A 15,354-nucleotide genomic window follows, 5' to 3' on the forward strand; every position below is an offset into this window, starting at 1 on the left:
CTCATTGGCCGGAACGCTGCAGGCTGGCGCTCCCTGACCTGGCTCATCGGGACTTTTGCATGCGAACAGAGCGACATCAAACTCACACCTTGCTGGCCCCCGTGCCCGGCAGTGAACGCCAGCTTCATAGTTTTCACTATGGCCCTGAGCAGCCGCAGGGCAAGGTCTACATTCAGGCCGCGCTGCACGCGGATGAACTGCCGGGCATGCTGGTGGCGTGGCACCTCAAGCAGCGGCTGACCGAGCTGGAAAGCGAGGGCCGGTTGCGCAGTGAAATCGTGATCGTGCCGATGGCCAACCCCGCTGGCCTGGAACAAGTGCTGATGGACGTCCCCCTGGGCCGCTTTGAATTGGAAAGCGGGCAGAATTTCAATCGCCTGTTTCTCGATTTAAGCCTTGAAATAGGGGATGCCGTTGAAGGGCTTTTAACCGATGACCCCACTCATAACCTGCATCTGATTCGCCATCATTTGCGTGAAACCCTCGCTCAGCACGTGCCCGTGACCGCGCTGCAATCTCAGCGCCTGACCTTGCAAACGTTGGCCTGCGATGCCGATATCGTGCTGGACCTGCATTGCGATTTCGAAGCCGTCCCTCACCTTTACACCACCCCCGATGCCTGGCCCCGTGTCGAACCGTTGGCGCGTCGCATCGGCGCACAGGCAAGCCTGCTGGCCACCGATTCAGGCGGACTGTCCTTCGACGAATGCCTGACGCTTTTGTGGTGGGAGCTCAAGCAACGCTTCGGGCACGTCGCCGCCATCCCCCAAGGTTGTGTGTCAGTCACCGTTGAGTTGCGCGGTCAGCATGACGTCAACCACCCCATGGCCAAGGCCGACTGTGAGGCGTTGCTTGATTATTTGATCGACCTGGGGGCCATTGCTGGCGACCCGCCACCTGCCCCCGCGTTGTTGTGCCCCGCTACGCCGCTGGCCGGGGTTGAACCGGTGACGACGCCCGTCGGGGGGCTGCTGGTGTTTTGCGCCCGCCCGGGCGAGAGACTGCGCGACGGCCAACTGATCGCCCAGGTCATTGACCCGCTCAGCGACCGCGTCACGCCCATTTACAGCGCCACGCAAGGCGTGTTGTACGCCCGTTCGTTACGGCGCATGGCCACGGCCGGCATGGTCATCGCGCATGTGGCGGGGGCCGGGGAGCACCGCAGCGAGTACCTGCTGTCGCCTTGAGGCGAGCGACAATTTTTGGCACTAACCGGCAGCGCTCGCGGTCTCTGAATCAAGCCCCCTCAGAGCATTGCCCGCGCGTATGGCTGACTCCAATAACTTCGCGAAACAGTGGTTCAGTGCTCGACAGTGGGTGCCGTTCGCTTTTCAGAAAAAGGTCTGGGCGGCGGTCAAGCGCGGTGAGTCCGGTCTGCTGCATGCCAGTACCGGCGCCGGCAAAACCTATGCGGTGTGGTTTGCAGCCCTCAACCGCTTTGCCCGTGCCGCGCCAGCCAAACCGCTGACCCCGCCCAAATCACGCAAACCGGCCAGTGCACCGCTGACGGTCCTGTGGATCACCCCCATGCGCGCGCTGGCAGCGGACACTGCGCGAGCGCTGGATGCACCGCTGGCAGAGCTGGACATTCCGTGGAACGTTGGCCTGCGCACGGGCGACACCAGCAGCAGCGAACGCGCCCGACAGGGTCGACGCCTGCCCAGTGCGCTGGTGACCACCCCCGAGAGCCTGACCTTGCTGCTGACCCGTGCCGACGCAAAGGCACAGATGTCCAACCTGCGCATGCTGGTGGTGGATGAGTGGCACGAGTTGATTGGCAACAAGCGCGGGGTGCAACTGCAATTGGCGTTGGCACGATTGCGCAAGTGGAATCCACAACTGATCGTGTGGGGTATTTCTGCAACCCTCGGCAATCAGGCCCACGCCCAGGATGTGCTATTGCCGCAAGGCGGGGGCGCCAGTGTCCAAGGCAACGTCATCAAGGATTTACAGGTCGACACCCTGCTGCCGCCCTCCATCGAACGCTTTCCCTGGGCCGGGCATATCGGACTGCGCATGCTGCCCGCGGTAGTGGCCGAAGTGGACAGCAGCGCCAGTTGCCTGATTTTCACCAATACCCGCGCGCAATCCGAGATTTGGTATCAAGCGTTGCTGGAAGCCCGTCCCGACTGGGCCGGATTGATTGCCCTGCATCACGGCTCCTTGGCCCGAGGCGTGCGGGACTGGGTTGAGCGCAGCCTTAAGGAAGGCACGCTCAAAGCGGTGGTTTGTACGTCGAGTCTGGATCTTGGGGTGGATTTTTTACCGGTTGAGCGGGTGCTGCAAATCGGCTCGGTCAAAGGCATCGCCCGCTTGATGCAACGTGCGGGTCGCTCGGGTCATGCGCCGGGGCGACCTTCGCGTGTGACGCTGGTGCCGACCCACAGCCTGGAGCTGGTTGAAGCCGCTGCCGCCAAAGCCGCCGTGGCCGCCCGTTTGATTGAACCCCGCGAATCGCCCCACTGCCCGCTGGATGTGTTGGTGCAACATCTGGTCAGTATGGCGTTGGCCGGTGGCTTCACGCCTGATGAGTTGCTGGACGAAGTGCGCAGCACCTGGGCTTATCGCGACCTGAGCGAGGCTCAATGGCGCTGGGCGCTGGCGTTTGTCCATCATGGCGGCGACTCGCTGACCGCATACCCGGACTACCAGCGTGTCGAACCCGATGCCGACGGCGTGTGGAAAGTCCCCAGCGCACGCCTGGCCCGACGCCACCGCATGAGCATCGGCACCATCGTCAGTGACGCCAGTATCCAATTGAAGTACTGGCGCAAAGGCGGCGGCGGGCAATCGCTGGGCAGTGTCGAAGAAGGGTTTATTGCACGGCTCAAACCGGGTGACGGTTTTCTGTTCGGCGGGCGCTTGCTGGAATTGGTGCGCGTCGAAAACATGGTGGCGTACGTCAAACGTACCTCGGGCAAAAAAGCCGCCGTGCCGCGCTGGAACGGTGGGCGCATGCCGCTCTCCAGCGAGTTGGCGCATGCGGTTGTCGCGCAACTGGATGCCGCTCGCCAGGGTCAGTTCACAGGCCCGGAAATGCAGGCGATCAAGCCCTTGCTGGAGGTGCAACAGGCGTGGTCGGCCCTGCCCGGCACCCACACGCTGCTAGCCGAAACCCTTAAATCCCGTGAAGGGTGGCACCTGTTCCTGTATCCCTTTGCCGGGAGGCAGGTGCACCTGGGGCTGGCCAGCCTGTTGGCCTGGAGGATCAGTCAACAGCAACCGCTGACGTTCTCGATCGCGGTGAATGACTATGGTTTTGAACTGCTCAGTGCGACCGCGGTGGACTGGGCGTCCCTGCTCAAGGCGGGCCTGTTTGATGAAGCCCACTTGCTGGAAGACATTCTTGCCAGCCTCAATGCCGGTGAACTGGCCCTACGGCGTTTTAGGGAAATAGCGCGTATTTCGGGACTGGTGTTTGGCGGTTACCCCGGCGCGCAGAAAAGCACGCGCCAGGTTCAAGCCTCCAGTGGCCTGTTTTTTGAGGTCTTCAAGCAATACGACGCCAACAATCTGTTGTTGACCCAAGCCCAGGAGGAAGTATTGCGCCAGGAGTTGGATATTCAGCGCCTGGAACAGACCTTGAGTGACATGCGCGCACTGACGCTCGACGTGCATGCCATCCAACGGGCGACTCCGTTCGCGTTCCCGCTGTTGGTGGAGCGTTTTCGTGAAAGCCTCAGCTCTGAAAAACTGGCGGATCGTATCGCACGCATGGTCAAGGACCTGGAAGCCGCTGTCCTGAAAGGAACGAAATAGCATGAAAGTGGTGGTTGAACTGGCGGGTGAAGAGCTATGGCTGTTGGCAGAAAAGGCCATCTATTGGCCGCGCCGACACACCCTGTTGATTGCTGACGCGCACTTCGGCAAAGCGGCAGCCTATCGAAAACTGGGCCAGCCGGTGCCGACCGGCACGACTCAAACCAATATCGATGTACTGAATCGATTAATGCGGCGTTATCCCTGCACAGAGGTGATTTTTCTGGGGGACTTCCTGCACGCACCCGAATCCCACGCGCTCAACACCTTGGCGGCCATTGGCACGTGGCGCGAGGCGCATGCTGATGTGTCTATGAGGTTGATCAGGGGCAACCACGACCGGCGTGCCGGGGATCCGCCTGAGGCGTTGAAGATTGAGGTGGTAGCCGAACCGTGGTTGGTGGGGCCCTTTGCCCTGCAGCATGAGCCGCAGCCCCATGCCACTCACCATGTACTGGCCGGCCATGTGCATCCCACTTTCCGCTTGCGCGGTAAAGGTCGGCAAAGCGTACGTGCGCCCTGTTTCTGTCTCGGCCCAAGGATCAGTTTGCTACCGGCGTTCGGTGCATTCACAGGGGGGATGAACGTCAGCCCTGCGCCCGGTACGCGCCTGTATCTGGTAGCAGATGAAGGCGTGTGGCCACTGACGCATGACTGACTGAATATTCACGCCACTGGCGCAGGCGGTGGCTCGTCCGGAATTGTCGGGACGCCCGGTTCAGTGGGTTGCGGGGTATCGGGGTCAGGCTGGCCGGGGATGCCGCCTGCTTGCATCGGAGGGTGTGCGAGCAGCGACCAGGCCAACATACCGACCTGATTCGGTTCAAGGCTGGCCAGTTGGGCGCGGATACTCGGATCAATCTTCATAGGGGCACTCCTGAGCGTGGATCCGGCGCGCTGGGTGCATCACCGGAAATACACCCAGTAGAGTGTATTTCCGCTCAGGAATTCCCTCGGTTCGTCAGGTACGCGGCAAGGTCACGCCACGTTGGCCCTGATATTTACCGCCACGGTCCTTGTAGGAGACTTCGCATTCCTCGTCGGATTCGAAGAACAGCATCTGTGCGACGCCTTCATTGGCGTAGATTTTCGCCGGCAAGGTCGTGGTGTTGGAGAACTCCAGCGTCACGTGGCCTTCCCACTCCGGCTCAAGCGGCGTCACGTTGACGATGATGCCGCAGCGGGCGTACGTGCTTTTACCCAGGCAGATCGTCAGCACGTTGCGCGGAATACGGAAGTACTCGACGGTGCGCGCCAGCGCGAATGAGTTGGGCGGGATGATGCACACATCACTGGTGACATCGACAAAGCTGCCTTCATCGAAGTTTTTCGGATCGACGGTGGCGGAGTTGATGTTGGTGAACACCTTGAATTCGTTCGCGCAGCGCACGTCATAACCGTAGCTCGACACACCATAGGAGATCAGACGGTCGGCGCCTTCGCCACGCACCTGGCGCTCAACGAAGGGTTCGATCATGCCGTGCTCTTGCGCCATGCGGCGGATCCACTTGTCTGATTTGATGCTCATGGCGGGGTGTCCTGAATAGCGAGGTGGAAAAATTCTGTTCGGCATCTTACCGGGGCGAGGTGTCAGGTTCAAAAGCCTGAGACAGATTTATTGAAAATAGCTGTAGCGACCGGGAATACAGGCTGTGAGGCCAACCGCCAGTCACGTTTTTAGAGAAACCTTCGCAAAGACCCTTTGCACGTTCCTGAAAAAGGGTTAAGGTGGCGCCACTGTGTTGCTTGTGTCACTGAGAATCTCTACACGATGTTGAATTTCGATCCAACCATCTCCAAGAATTTTTCCTGCTCTTTGCACTCAGTCTCGGCCAGGGCTTTTCCTGAGTCGCAGTTATCTTTGTCCAAGGAGTTACACCATGTCTAATCGCCAAACTGGTACCGTTAAGTGGTTCAACGATGAAAAAGGCTTCGGCTTCATCACTCCACAATCCGGTGACGACCTGTTTGTTCACTTCAAAGCAATCCAATCCGACGGCTTCAAAAGCCTGAAAGAAGGCCAACAGGTTTCTTTCATCGCTACTCGCGGTCAGAAAGGCATGCAAGCTGAGGAAGTTCAAGTTATCTAACTTGTACTGATCCAGTAAAAAACCCCGCCCTCAAAAGCGGGGTTTTTTTATGCCTGCCGTAAAAGCAACACGCGCCCCGGACTTCAAGAGGGGGCGAGCCAGCCCGCCCCCGCTGCCGAATTTCAATCGTCGCTGGTGGTGATGGTCGGCATGGCTTGTGATGCGGCTTCGTGCAAGACGATGCGTGCACCCACATGCCGGGCCAATTCTTGATAAATCATTGCGATCTGGCTGTCGGGTTCGGCAATCGCCGTCGGCTTGCCGCTGTCCGCCTGCTCGCGAATGGCCATCGACAGTGGCAGTGAGGCCAACACCTCAACACCATATTGCGTCGCGAGCTTCTCACCCCCACCCTCGCCGAACAGATGCTCCGCGTGACCGCAATTGGAGCAGATGTGGACCGCCATGTTCTCGACAACCCCCAATACCGGGATATTGACCTTGCGGAACATTTCGACACCTTTACGCGCATCCAGCAATGCCAGGTCTTGAGGCGTGGTCACCACGACAGACCCGGTGACCGGAACTTTCTGCGCCAGGGTCAGCTGGATGTCCCCGGTGCCCGGCGGCATATCAATCACCAAGTAGTCCAGATCATTCCAGGCCGTCTGCGTCACCAGTTGCAACAGCGCGCCAGACACCATCGGCCCGCGCCACACCATCGGCGTGTTGTCATCGGTCAAAAAGGCCATGGACATCACTTCAACGCCGTGGGCCTCAATCGGCACAAACCATTTCTGGTCACGGATCTTCGGCCGTGTACCTTCCGGGATACCAAACATTACCCCCTGGCTCGGCCCATAAATGTCGGCATCCAGAATACCGACACGCGCACCTTCGCGCGCCAGTGCCAACGCAAGGTTTGCGGCCGTGGTGGATTTGCCCACGCCCCCCTTGCCCGAGGCCACCGCCACAATGTTTTTTACATTGGCCAGCCCCGGGATTTGCGCCTGGGCCTTGTGCGCTGCAATCACGCAGTTGACCTCAACCTTGGCAACTGACACGCCATCCATGTTTTCAATGGCCATTTGCAGCATCTGCGCCCAGCCATTTTTGAACAGACCGGCGGCGTAGCCCAATTCCAGTTGCACGCTGACGCGATCGCCCTGGACATCGACATGACGGACGCAGCCGGCAGACACAGGGTCCTGATTCAAGTAAGGGTCGGTGTACTGGCGAAGGACAGCCTCCACCGCTGCGCGATTGACGGCGCTCATGGGCAACTCCCGAAAAGATCTGATTAAAACAGGCCGCTATCCTAACCTTCTGAAGCGACCAAAGCAGGCTTTTAAAAGCCTTGAAACCACCATAAACCCTCAGATACGTGTCCACGGGGTGAAATATATCGCCCGGCGCTTTATAGTGGCCGACCACCGTCTCATCAAGTAGCCGAGCCCCATGTCCGAGCCACGCAAGATCCTCGTCACCAGCGCCCTGCCCTATGCCAATGGTTCAATCCACCTTGGCCATATGCTTGAGTACATCCAGACCGATATGTGGGTGCGCTTCCAGAAGCAACGCGGCAACCAATGCACGTATGTTTGCGCAGACGACGCCCACGGCTCGGCAATCATGTTGCGCGCTGAAAAAGAAGGCATCACGCCAGAGCAACTGATCGCCAACGTCCAGGCTGAACACAGCGCCGACTTTGCCGACTTCCTCGTTGACTTCGATAATTTCCACTCGACCCACGCCGAAGAAAACCGTGAGCTGTCGAGTGCGATCTACATCAAGCTGCGCGAAGCGGGCCATATCGCAACTCGCTCAATTACTCAGTACTTCGACCCGGAAAAGAAAATGTTCCTGGCCGACCGCTTCATCAAGGGCACCTGCCCGAAATGCGGCACTGAAGATCAATACGGCGACAACTGCGAAAAATGTGGTGCCACCTACGCACCTACGGATCTCAAGAACCCGAAATCAGCGATTTCCGGTGCCACGCCGGTTCTCAAAGAGTCGCAACACTTCTTCTTCAAGCTGCCAGACTTCGACGCCATGCTCAAAAGCTGGACCCGAAGCGGTGCCTTGCAAGATGCCGTCGCAAACAAAATTGCCGAATGGCTCGATGCGGGTCTGCAACAGTGGGACATCTCACGCGATGCGCCCTACTTCGGTTTTGAAATCCCCGATGAGCCCGGCAAATATTTCTATGTGTGGCTGGATGCACCCATCGGCTACATGGCCAGTTTCAAGAACCTCTGCGCACGCCGTCCTGATCTGGATTTCGACGCCTACTGGGCCAAAGACTCCACCGCCGAGCTGTATCACTTCATCGGCAAGGACATCGTGAACTTCCACGCCCTGTTCTGGCCCGCCATGCTCGAAGGCGCAGGTTATCGCAAGCCAACGGCCATCAACGTGCACGGCTATCTGACGGTCAACGGCCAGAAAATGTCCAAATCCCGCGGCACCTTTATCAAGGCCCGCACGTACCTGGACCACCTGTCGCCTGAATACCTGCGTTACTACTACGCCTCGAAACTGGGTCGCGGGGTCGACGACCTGGACCTCAACCTCGAAGATTTCGTGCAAAAGGTCAACTCTGACCTGGTCGGCAAAGTGGTGAACATTGCCAGCCGCTGCGCAGGCTTTGTCCACAAGGGCAATGCGGGCGTGTTGGTTGAAGGCAACGCAGCACCTGAGCTGACCGATGCATTTCTGGCGGCCGCTCCGAGCATTGCCGAAGCCTATGAAGCACGCGACTTCGCACGCGCCATGCGCGAAATCATGGCATTGGCCGACCGCGCCAACGCCTGGATTGCCGAAAAAGCCCCATGGGCCATGGCCAAGCAGGAAGGTAAACAGGACGAAGTCCAGGCGGTGTGCGCACTGGGTATCAACCTGTTCCGTCAGTTGATCATTTTCCTCAAGCCTGTGTTGCCGGTATTGGCCGCCGATGCAGAGGCATTCCTCAATGTGTCGCCGTTGACGTGGGACGATCACACCACACTGCTGAGCAATCATCAGTTGAATGCATTCAAACCACTGATGACCCGCATTGACCCGGTAAAAGTACAGGCCATGACTGACGCATCGAAAGAAGACCTGGCTGCGAGCCAGACCGACACTGGCTCCGCCGCCCCAAAAGGTAACGGCGAACTGGTAAATGAACCTCTGGCAGCCGAGATCGACTTTGACGCTTTCGCCGCCGTTGACCTGCGCGTGGCCTTGATTCTCAAGGCAGAGGCCGTTGAAGGTGCCGACAAATTGTTGCGCCTGACCCTCGACATCGGCGACGAACAGCGCAACGTGTTCTCCGGGATCAAAAGTGCCTACCCGGACCCGGCCGCACTCGAAGGTCGCCTGACGATGATGATTGCCAACCTCAAGCCGCGCAAAATGCGTTTCGGCATTTCGGAAGGCATGGTCATGGCGGCAGGCCCGGGCGGTGAAGAAATTTACCTGCTGAGCCCTGACAGTGGCGCCAAGCCGGGTCAACGCATCAAGTAAGACTCCGCGCCTCACATTCGCTGACGACCTGCGGGTCGTCAGCGAACGTTCTACAGTAGCCTCCCTTCCTGCCTTGTCGGATAATCAGCACCCTCGCTTGACGGCGACCATGACTGACCTGACATTCACGCGTTACTACCAAGCCCGTTTCGATGATTCCCTGATCATGAGCGCAGCGGACGGCTTGCTGTCGTTGGAAACATCACACAATGAGCCTGATACAACAGATCGATGCCTTATTGCCGCAAACCCAGTGCGGAAAATGCGGCCACCCGGGCTGCAAACCTTATGCACAAGGGATTGCGCAGGGCGAAGCGATTAACAAATGCCCTCCTGGTGGTGAAGAAACCCTTCATGCCCTCGCACAGTTGCTCCAGGTGCCTGTCATTGCCCTCGACGCAGAGCGCGGATCTGCTGCAGCTCAAGTTGCCTACATCCGCGAAGCTGAATGCATCGGCTGCACCAAATGCATTCAGGCTTGCCCGGTTGATGCCATTCTCGGCGCTGCCAAGCTGATGCACAGCGTAATCGTGGATGAATGCACAGGCTGCGACCTGTGTGTTGCGCCCTGCCCGGTAGACTGCATTGAAATGCGCCCACTCCCCGAGAACGTCATTGCGGTGATTGGTGGGCTTGCACAGCGTACGGACGAGTACCAAGCCCGCGCACAAAAACGGCAACATGCACGTTTTCGTTATGAACAACGTGAAGCCCGCCTCAAGCGTGAAGATGAGATCAGGCTAGCCGCACGCGCTGCACGCTCCCAACCTGTTGCGGTGGGCCACCCGACAACGCGCGAATCCGACGTGCAATCCATCTCCGGCACACCCGGCAGCGATGAAGCGGCGCTTAAAAAGGCCAAAATTACGCTGGCCATGGCCCGCGCTCAACTGCACAAGTCACTCAAAGCCTTTGGCCACCCTCCTACAGCGCAACAGCAAGCCCAACTCAACGTGCTCGGGCAACAATTTGAATCTGCCGAACAGGTATTGGCGACACTTGAAAAAACACCTCAGCCCTTGGCGCCCACAGCCAGCAATCAGGGCGCCGATCTCAAGCGCGCAAAAATTCAATTGGCACTGCGCCGGGCAGAGCTGAACAAAGCCATCAGCCTGAATCGCTCAACCGAAGAGTTGGCGCCATTAAAAGATGCCGCGGATCGGGCAGAACGGCTGATCATTTCGTTGAACGACGCTAGCGCTTGATATTTTTCAGTTCGATACACATTTTCTACCGCGCATAAACCGACAGCCCATCAGGAAACGCCACTACTCATGAACGCCGCAAAGCGCCTTGAAATATTTCGTCGATTCCACGAAGACAATCCTGAGCCCAAAACGGAGCTGGCTTACTCATCGCCCTTCGAACTGTTGATCGCGGTTATTTTGTCCGCACAGGCAACCGACGTGAGCGTCAACAAGGCTATGGCCAAATTGTTTCCGGTCGCGAATACGCCAGAAGCCATCTACGCTCTGGGAGTGGACGGCTTATCGGAGTACATCAAGACCATCGGCTTGTATAACAGCAAGGCCAAAAACGTAATTGAGGCTTGCCGGTTACTGATCGAGCGACATAACAGCCAAGTGCCGCGGACACGGGAAGCGCTCGAAGCACTTCCGGGTGTCGGCCGCAAAACGGCGAATGTGGTGCTCAACACCGCGTTCAGGCAGGTTGCCATGGCCGTCGATACTCATATTTTTCGTGTAAGCAACCGTACCGGCTTGGCGCCGGGCAAAAATGTGGTGGAGGTCGAAAAGCAACTGATGAAGTTCGTGCCCAAGCCCTACCTGCTGGATGCGCACCATTGGCTCATCCTCCATGGGCGCTATGTGTGCCAAGCACGTAAGCCCAGATGCGGGAGCTGCCGAATAGAAGACCTGTGTGACTTTAAGGAAAAGACGTCTGATGATTGAGCGATAGCGATTTTATTCACTGATCGATTGAGAAAATCTTTTTTACCCTGGCGATGTTTGTCGCTATAAGGGGCGCCAATAGCTGTCTTGGTCTGGAGTGAGCAGAATGAGCACTGGCAAAGAAGAACTGGATGTAGACGAAGAGCTTGTGTCAGACGAGCAGGAGGAAGAGGTCGTCCCGGCTCCGGAGGTGGCGAAGACCAATCTCGCCAAACGCAGAACCATTGATAATCTTCTGGAAGAAAGAAGACTCCAGAAGCAGCTTTCGGACTATGACTTCGATCTCTGACCAGCTGGAAAGCCTCCTGCACAAAGAGGCTTTTTTTCTGGGAGCCAGAGCGTACGGCTATCTCGCTACACACGCGAGATAGCCGTCTAAAGGTGAAACGTAATGGCGCCGTCGTTCACACCAAGCCGTTTCGCTGAGCAAGCTCGATCAGATCAACCAGGGATCGGGCATTGAGTTTCAGTAACAAGCGCGTTTTGTATGTACTGACTGTCTTGTTACTCAAGAACATCCCGTCGGCAATATCCTTGTTACTTTTCCCTCGCGCTAATTGCTGCAGTACCATCATCTCCCTGCCCGATAACCGATTAACCATATCGGCCTCACTGGCATTGCCGAGACTGGTACGCACTGAGTGCAATGCTTGGTTAGGAAAGTAACTGTATCCCGACAACACTGCTTTTATTGCACTGAGCAACTCTGTCAGATCCTGCTGCTTGCATACATATCCCGCCGCCCCGGCCTGCATGCAACGCATGGAAAAATGTCCCGGCGCCTGTGAAGTTAAAACCAGTACTTTCACAGGCAGCGCCGGAGTTGATAGACGAGCGATCACTTCCAGCCCGTCCAGCTTAGGTATCCCTATGTCGAGTATCACAATATCCGGCGCATGTTCACGCGCAAGTTGTAATGCATCCACACCGTTATCCGTCTCAGCAACGACTTCATAGCCATGTCGTTCCATGAGCATACGTACAGCAAGACGGATCACGGGATGATCATCCACGATCAGCACTTTATTCATGGGTAATTCCAATTTTCGCTGTTCGAATTTTTAGAGTCAGCACAATAGCCTAGTCGTAACACCCTGGGCATAGCGCCCCCCCCCGAGCACTAACAGCCAAAGACATCACCTACATAAAATAACGATTTTCCCTACAAAAAACTGCTCTAAAGAAAAGCTTCCCGCTTGTCAAAGCGTGGACATCCTCACGAAATAAAAACCGTATCCCACAGCATGTACGGACACACGATTAATCAAACGAGTGTTTTATTGCAATTCCATCGCACCTACGCAAGCGACACTTTGACGTAACACCATACATGTCATTTACTTCCTGAGATCCCTCCCTTATGTGGATTGACACATGCACCTGCTGCGTTTCAAAAACAGCCTTACACTCATTTACTTGTGACAAACCTTATATCAATGATATTCGTTGTGACAACACGTACAGACATGAAAATTCGTCTGAAGACTGTGGAGACACATAAATATCACTACAAAATATTCTTAAACTATGCAGGCGAACCACACTAGCACGCTCTTATGTGCCGCCACACACGTTTAATCGCACCCGGCAAAATCTACTCTTATTTCTCAAGAAAGTATTTCAAATTATCACTTAAGGAAAGGTACTACAGATCATTCGGAAAAATATGCAAGAATCATTTAACTCATATTTTTACAGGACTCGCCATAACGCTGAAAGCAGACACATCAATGACGCATAAAACATCAGTGCGAGAAAGGATTAATCCTCGTAAAAACTCCTTCTTCGACTTGCGATCAGGACTACATCCAAAAAAATTCCAGGTACAAAACATTCATCAACTATCGTCCACTTCAAACAACGTTAAACTTGCACATTCAAAACCCCACGTCTAAGTTTATAAATAGACACACTATTAAAAACGCCTAAGACCTCTTAATAGCATCGGAAAAACAATCTCCATCCGACTACTCTTACTTTCCTTCATCAATCGAGGTCTTTTCAGACAAATAGGTTCCCTTATGCTTAAGAGCAAACCCACCACCAAAAATCCGCTGACGGTGATTGCCATTTTCTCAATACTGACGCAAGCCTCAGCCTCCGTGTCCCTGCCTTACATCAACAAGGAGAATCAGGAGATCTACGTTTGGTTTTTAGTCGCATTCCCGATTGCGCTGGTTATACTTTTCTTTATAACTTTAAATTTCAATAACAAAAGGCTCTACTCGCCCTCGGATTTCTCAAATGAAGAGAACTTTTTAGAATCCAACATTCATGCAATACAACCAGGCAAAGAATGTCATGACAGTCTGCCTGCGCGCTCGAAATCAGCGCCAAAAAAAATAACCGATCACCCAGACATCAGGTTTAGCTTTTGCACCCCGCACAACCTCATACTGCTGCCTCAAAGCCAAACACATGCCCAACAAACCCACCTTAAACAAAGCACCAAAAAGACGCTCACAGAGGCTGGCAAACGGCATAAAGAAATGGATTCAGCCAAACACAAAACCTTTCGAAGGGCCATAACAGAGGGGTTGCACGTTGCCAACCTGACACGTTCGGACAAACACTTGATGAATAAACATGAACTTGAAGAAGTGCTGTCATTAATTTACGAAACCATGACCTCAGCAAGAAACTCGACCGACAAAAACAAGGTGCTTATCCTATTAATCAATAGCCACGTCAACGCACTGATAAACAAACACCCTTTACCCCCCCTGATTTATAAAAAATTTCAGCTATGGGAGACAACCACTATTTTCACTTACAACACTGAAACAGACGCATTGAGCACAACCTATTGAACATATAGTCATGCCTAAACACTCACATAAAAAAGCCCCGACCAGTGGCCGGGGCTTTTTTCGAAAGCCGCTCTTAATCAGAAAAAGCTACGACCCTTGTTCGCTGCAATGCGCATGCGCAGTGCGTTTAGTTTGATAAAACCAGCTGCATCGGCCTGATTGTAAGCACCGCCATCTTCCTCAAAAGTTGCAATATTTGCATCGAACAACGATTGATCGGACTTACGGCCGGTAACGATGACATTACCTTTGTAGAGTTTTAGACGAACAACACCATTCACGTGGGCTTGAGAGGCGTCAATCATCTGCTGCAACATAACGCGCTCCGGGCTCCACCAGTAGCCGGTGTAAATCAGGCTGGCGTATTTAGGCATCAACTCATCTTTCAAGTGCGCCACTTCGCGGTCCAGCGTAATCGACTCTATCGCCCGGTGAGCACGCAGCATGATGGTGCCGCCCGGGGTTTCGTAGCAACCACGGGACTTCATGCCAACGTAGCGGTTTTCAACAATATCCAGACGGCCAATGCCGTTTTCCCCGCCAATGCGGTTCAGAGTGGCCAAAACCGTCGCAGGCGTCATTTCAACGCCGTCCAACGCCACGATGTCGCCATTGCGATAGGTCAGTTCCAGATACGTCGGAGTGTTGGGCGCGTCTTCCGGGGACTTGGTCCAGCGCCACATGTCTTCTTCGTGCTCGGTCCAGGTGTCTTCCAGCACACCGCCTTCGTACGAGATATGAAGCAGGTTGGCGTCCATGGAGTAAGGGGATTTTTTCTTACCGTGACGTTCGATAGGGATTGCATGCTTTTCAGCGTAATCCATCAACTTTTCACGCGAGAGCAGATCCCATTCACGCCACGGCGCAATGACTTTTACGCCGGGTTTCAGTGCGTAGGCCCCAAGCTCGAAACGCACCTGGTCGTTACCTTTACCGGTAGCACCGTGGGAAATGGCATCAGCGCCCGTTTCGTTGGCGATTTCAATCAGGCGTTTGGCAATCAGCGGACGAGCGATGGAAGTACCCAGCAGGTACTCACCTTCGTAAACAGTATTGGCGCGGAACATCGGGAACACGAAGTCTCGAACAAACTCTTCGCGCAGGTCGTCAATATAGATTTCCTTGACGCCCATGGCTTGCGCCTTGGCACGTGCAGGTTCGACCTCTTCACCCTGACCCAGGTCAGCGGTAAAGGTTACGACTTCACAGTTATAAGTATCCTGCAGCCACTTCAGGATCACCGAAGTGTCCAGGCCGCCCGAATAAGCCAGAACGACCTTGTTTACGTCCGCCATGCCATCACTCCACGGGTTGTTCGAAAAGCCGAACAGT

The 15,354-nt window shown here is 55.5% G+C and carries 14 protein-coding genes; 9 read left to right on the plus strand and 5 right to left on the minus strand.

What is annotated here, in order from left to right:
• The first annotated feature begins 59 nt into the window (after positions 1 to 59).
• The 3 genes from BKD70_RS06135 to pdeM all read left to right on the plus strand — a co-directional run bounded on the left by BKD70_RS06135 (position 60) and on the right by pdeM (position 4,417).
• A complete protein-coding gene (locus BKD70_RS06135) occupies positions 60 to 1,187 on the plus strand; it encodes a succinylglutamate desuccinylase/aspartoacylase family protein (RefSeq protein WP_047274034.1) in 1,128 nt (375 codons plus the stop codon).
• Between the two features lie 79 nt (positions 1,188 to 1,266).
• Entirely contained in the window at positions 1,267 to 3,759 is a 2,493-nt protein-coding gene (locus BKD70_RS06140; RefSeq protein ID WP_047274032.1) for a ligase-associated DNA damage response DEXH box helicase, read from the plus strand.
• A 1-nt stretch (position 3,760) separates the two neighbouring features.
• Positions 3,761 to 4,417, plus strand: a complete 657-nt coding sequence (pdeM, locus tag BKD70_RS06145) for a ligase-associated DNA damage response endonuclease PdeM (RefSeq protein ID WP_047274030.1) — start codon at positions 3,761 to 3,763, stop codon at positions 4,415 to 4,417.
• Positions 4,418 to 4,425: 8 nt separating this feature from the next.
• On the opposite strand, the gene BKD70_RS06150 is transcribed toward pdeM, so the two are convergent.
• Complete coding sequence (locus BKD70_RS06150) at positions 4,426 to 4,626, minus strand: hypothetical protein (protein ID WP_047274028.1); 201 nt, start codon at positions 4,624 to 4,626, stop codon at positions 4,426 to 4,428.
• A gap of 94 nt (positions 4,627 to 4,720) precedes the next feature.
• Positions 4,721 to 5,287, minus strand: coding sequence for a dCTP deaminase (dcd, locus tag BKD70_RS06155; RefSeq protein ID WP_019411020.1), 567 nt, complete (start codon positions 5,285 to 5,287; stop codon positions 4,721 to 4,723).
• A 352-nt stretch (positions 5,288 to 5,639) separates the two neighbouring features.
• On the opposite strand from dcd, the gene BKD70_RS06160 reads away from it, so the two are divergent.
• Entirely contained in the window at positions 5,640 to 5,849 is a 210-nt protein-coding gene (locus tag BKD70_RS06160) for a cold-shock protein (RefSeq protein ID WP_002554837.1), read from the plus strand.
• A 122-nt stretch (positions 5,850 to 5,971) separates the two neighbouring features.
• Here BKD70_RS06160 and apbC read toward each other — a convergent pair whose 3' ends face one another.
• Positions 5,972 to 7,066 (minus strand): iron-sulfur cluster carrier protein ApbC, encoded by a 1,095-nt coding sequence (apbC, locus tag BKD70_RS06165; RefSeq protein ID WP_047274024.1) that lies wholly within the window; start codon positions 7,064 to 7,066, stop codon positions 5,972 to 5,974.
• Between the two features lie 181 nt (positions 7,067 to 7,247).
• Between apbC and metG the strand changes: the two genes are divergently transcribed.
• The 4 genes from metG (at position 7,248) to BKD70_RS06185 (ending at position 11,501) form a co-directional block, all read left to right on the plus strand.
• The gene (gene metG, locus BKD70_RS06170) at positions 7,248 to 9,299 is read left to right on the plus strand and encodes a methionine--tRNA ligase (RefSeq protein ID WP_047274022.1); all 2,052 of its coding nucleotides are present in this window, start codon (positions 7,248 to 7,250) and stop codon (positions 9,297 to 9,299) included.
• Between the two features lie 209 nt (positions 9,300 to 9,508).
• A complete protein-coding gene (gene rsxB / locus BKD70_RS06175) occupies positions 9,509 to 10,504 on the plus strand; it encodes an electron transport complex subunit RsxB (protein ID WP_047274020.1) in 996 nt (331 codons plus the stop codon).
• Positions 10,505 to 10,573: 69 nt separating this feature from the next.
• Positions 10,574 to 11,212 carry an endonuclease III gene (gene nth / locus BKD70_RS06180; RefSeq protein WP_047274018.1) on the plus strand — a complete coding sequence of 213 codons (639 nt, stop codon included), beginning with the start codon at positions 10,574 to 10,576 and terminating at the stop codon, positions 11,210 to 11,212.
• Between the two features lie 106 nt (positions 11,213 to 11,318).
• Entirely contained in the window at positions 11,319 to 11,501 is a 183-nt protein-coding gene (locus tag BKD70_RS06185) for a PA3496 family putative envelope integrity protein (protein ID WP_047274016.1), read from the plus strand.
• Positions 11,502 to 11,616: 115 nt separating this feature from the next.
• Here BKD70_RS06185 and BKD70_RS06190 read toward each other — a convergent pair whose 3' ends face one another.
• The gene (locus tag BKD70_RS06190; protein ID WP_047274014.1) at positions 11,617 to 12,243 is read right to left on the minus strand and encodes a response regulator transcription factor; all 627 of its coding nucleotides are present in this window, start codon (positions 12,241 to 12,243) and stop codon (positions 11,617 to 11,619) included.
• 990 nt (positions 12,244 to 13,233) lie between these two features.
• Here BKD70_RS06190 and BKD70_RS06195 point away from each other — a divergent pair.
• Complete coding sequence (locus tag BKD70_RS06195) at positions 13,234 to 14,022, plus strand: hypothetical protein (RefSeq protein WP_052892204.1); 789 nt, start codon at positions 13,234 to 13,236, stop codon at positions 14,020 to 14,022.
• A gap of 77 nt (positions 14,023 to 14,099) precedes the next feature.
• Here the strand turns inward: BKD70_RS06195 and BKD70_RS06200 are convergent, their stop codons facing one another.
• Complete coding sequence (locus BKD70_RS06200; protein ID WP_047274012.1) at positions 14,100 to 15,317, minus strand: argininosuccinate synthase; 1,218 nt, start codon at positions 15,315 to 15,317, stop codon at positions 14,100 to 14,102.
• Between the last annotated feature and the right edge of the window lie 37 nt (positions 15,318 to 15,354).

The organism is Pseudomonas sp. BS-2016, from assembly GCF_001806145.1.
In the GTDB taxonomy this organism is placed as follows: domain Bacteria; phylum Pseudomonadota; class Gammaproteobacteria; order Pseudomonadales; family Pseudomonadaceae; genus Aquipseudomonas; species Aquipseudomonas lundensis.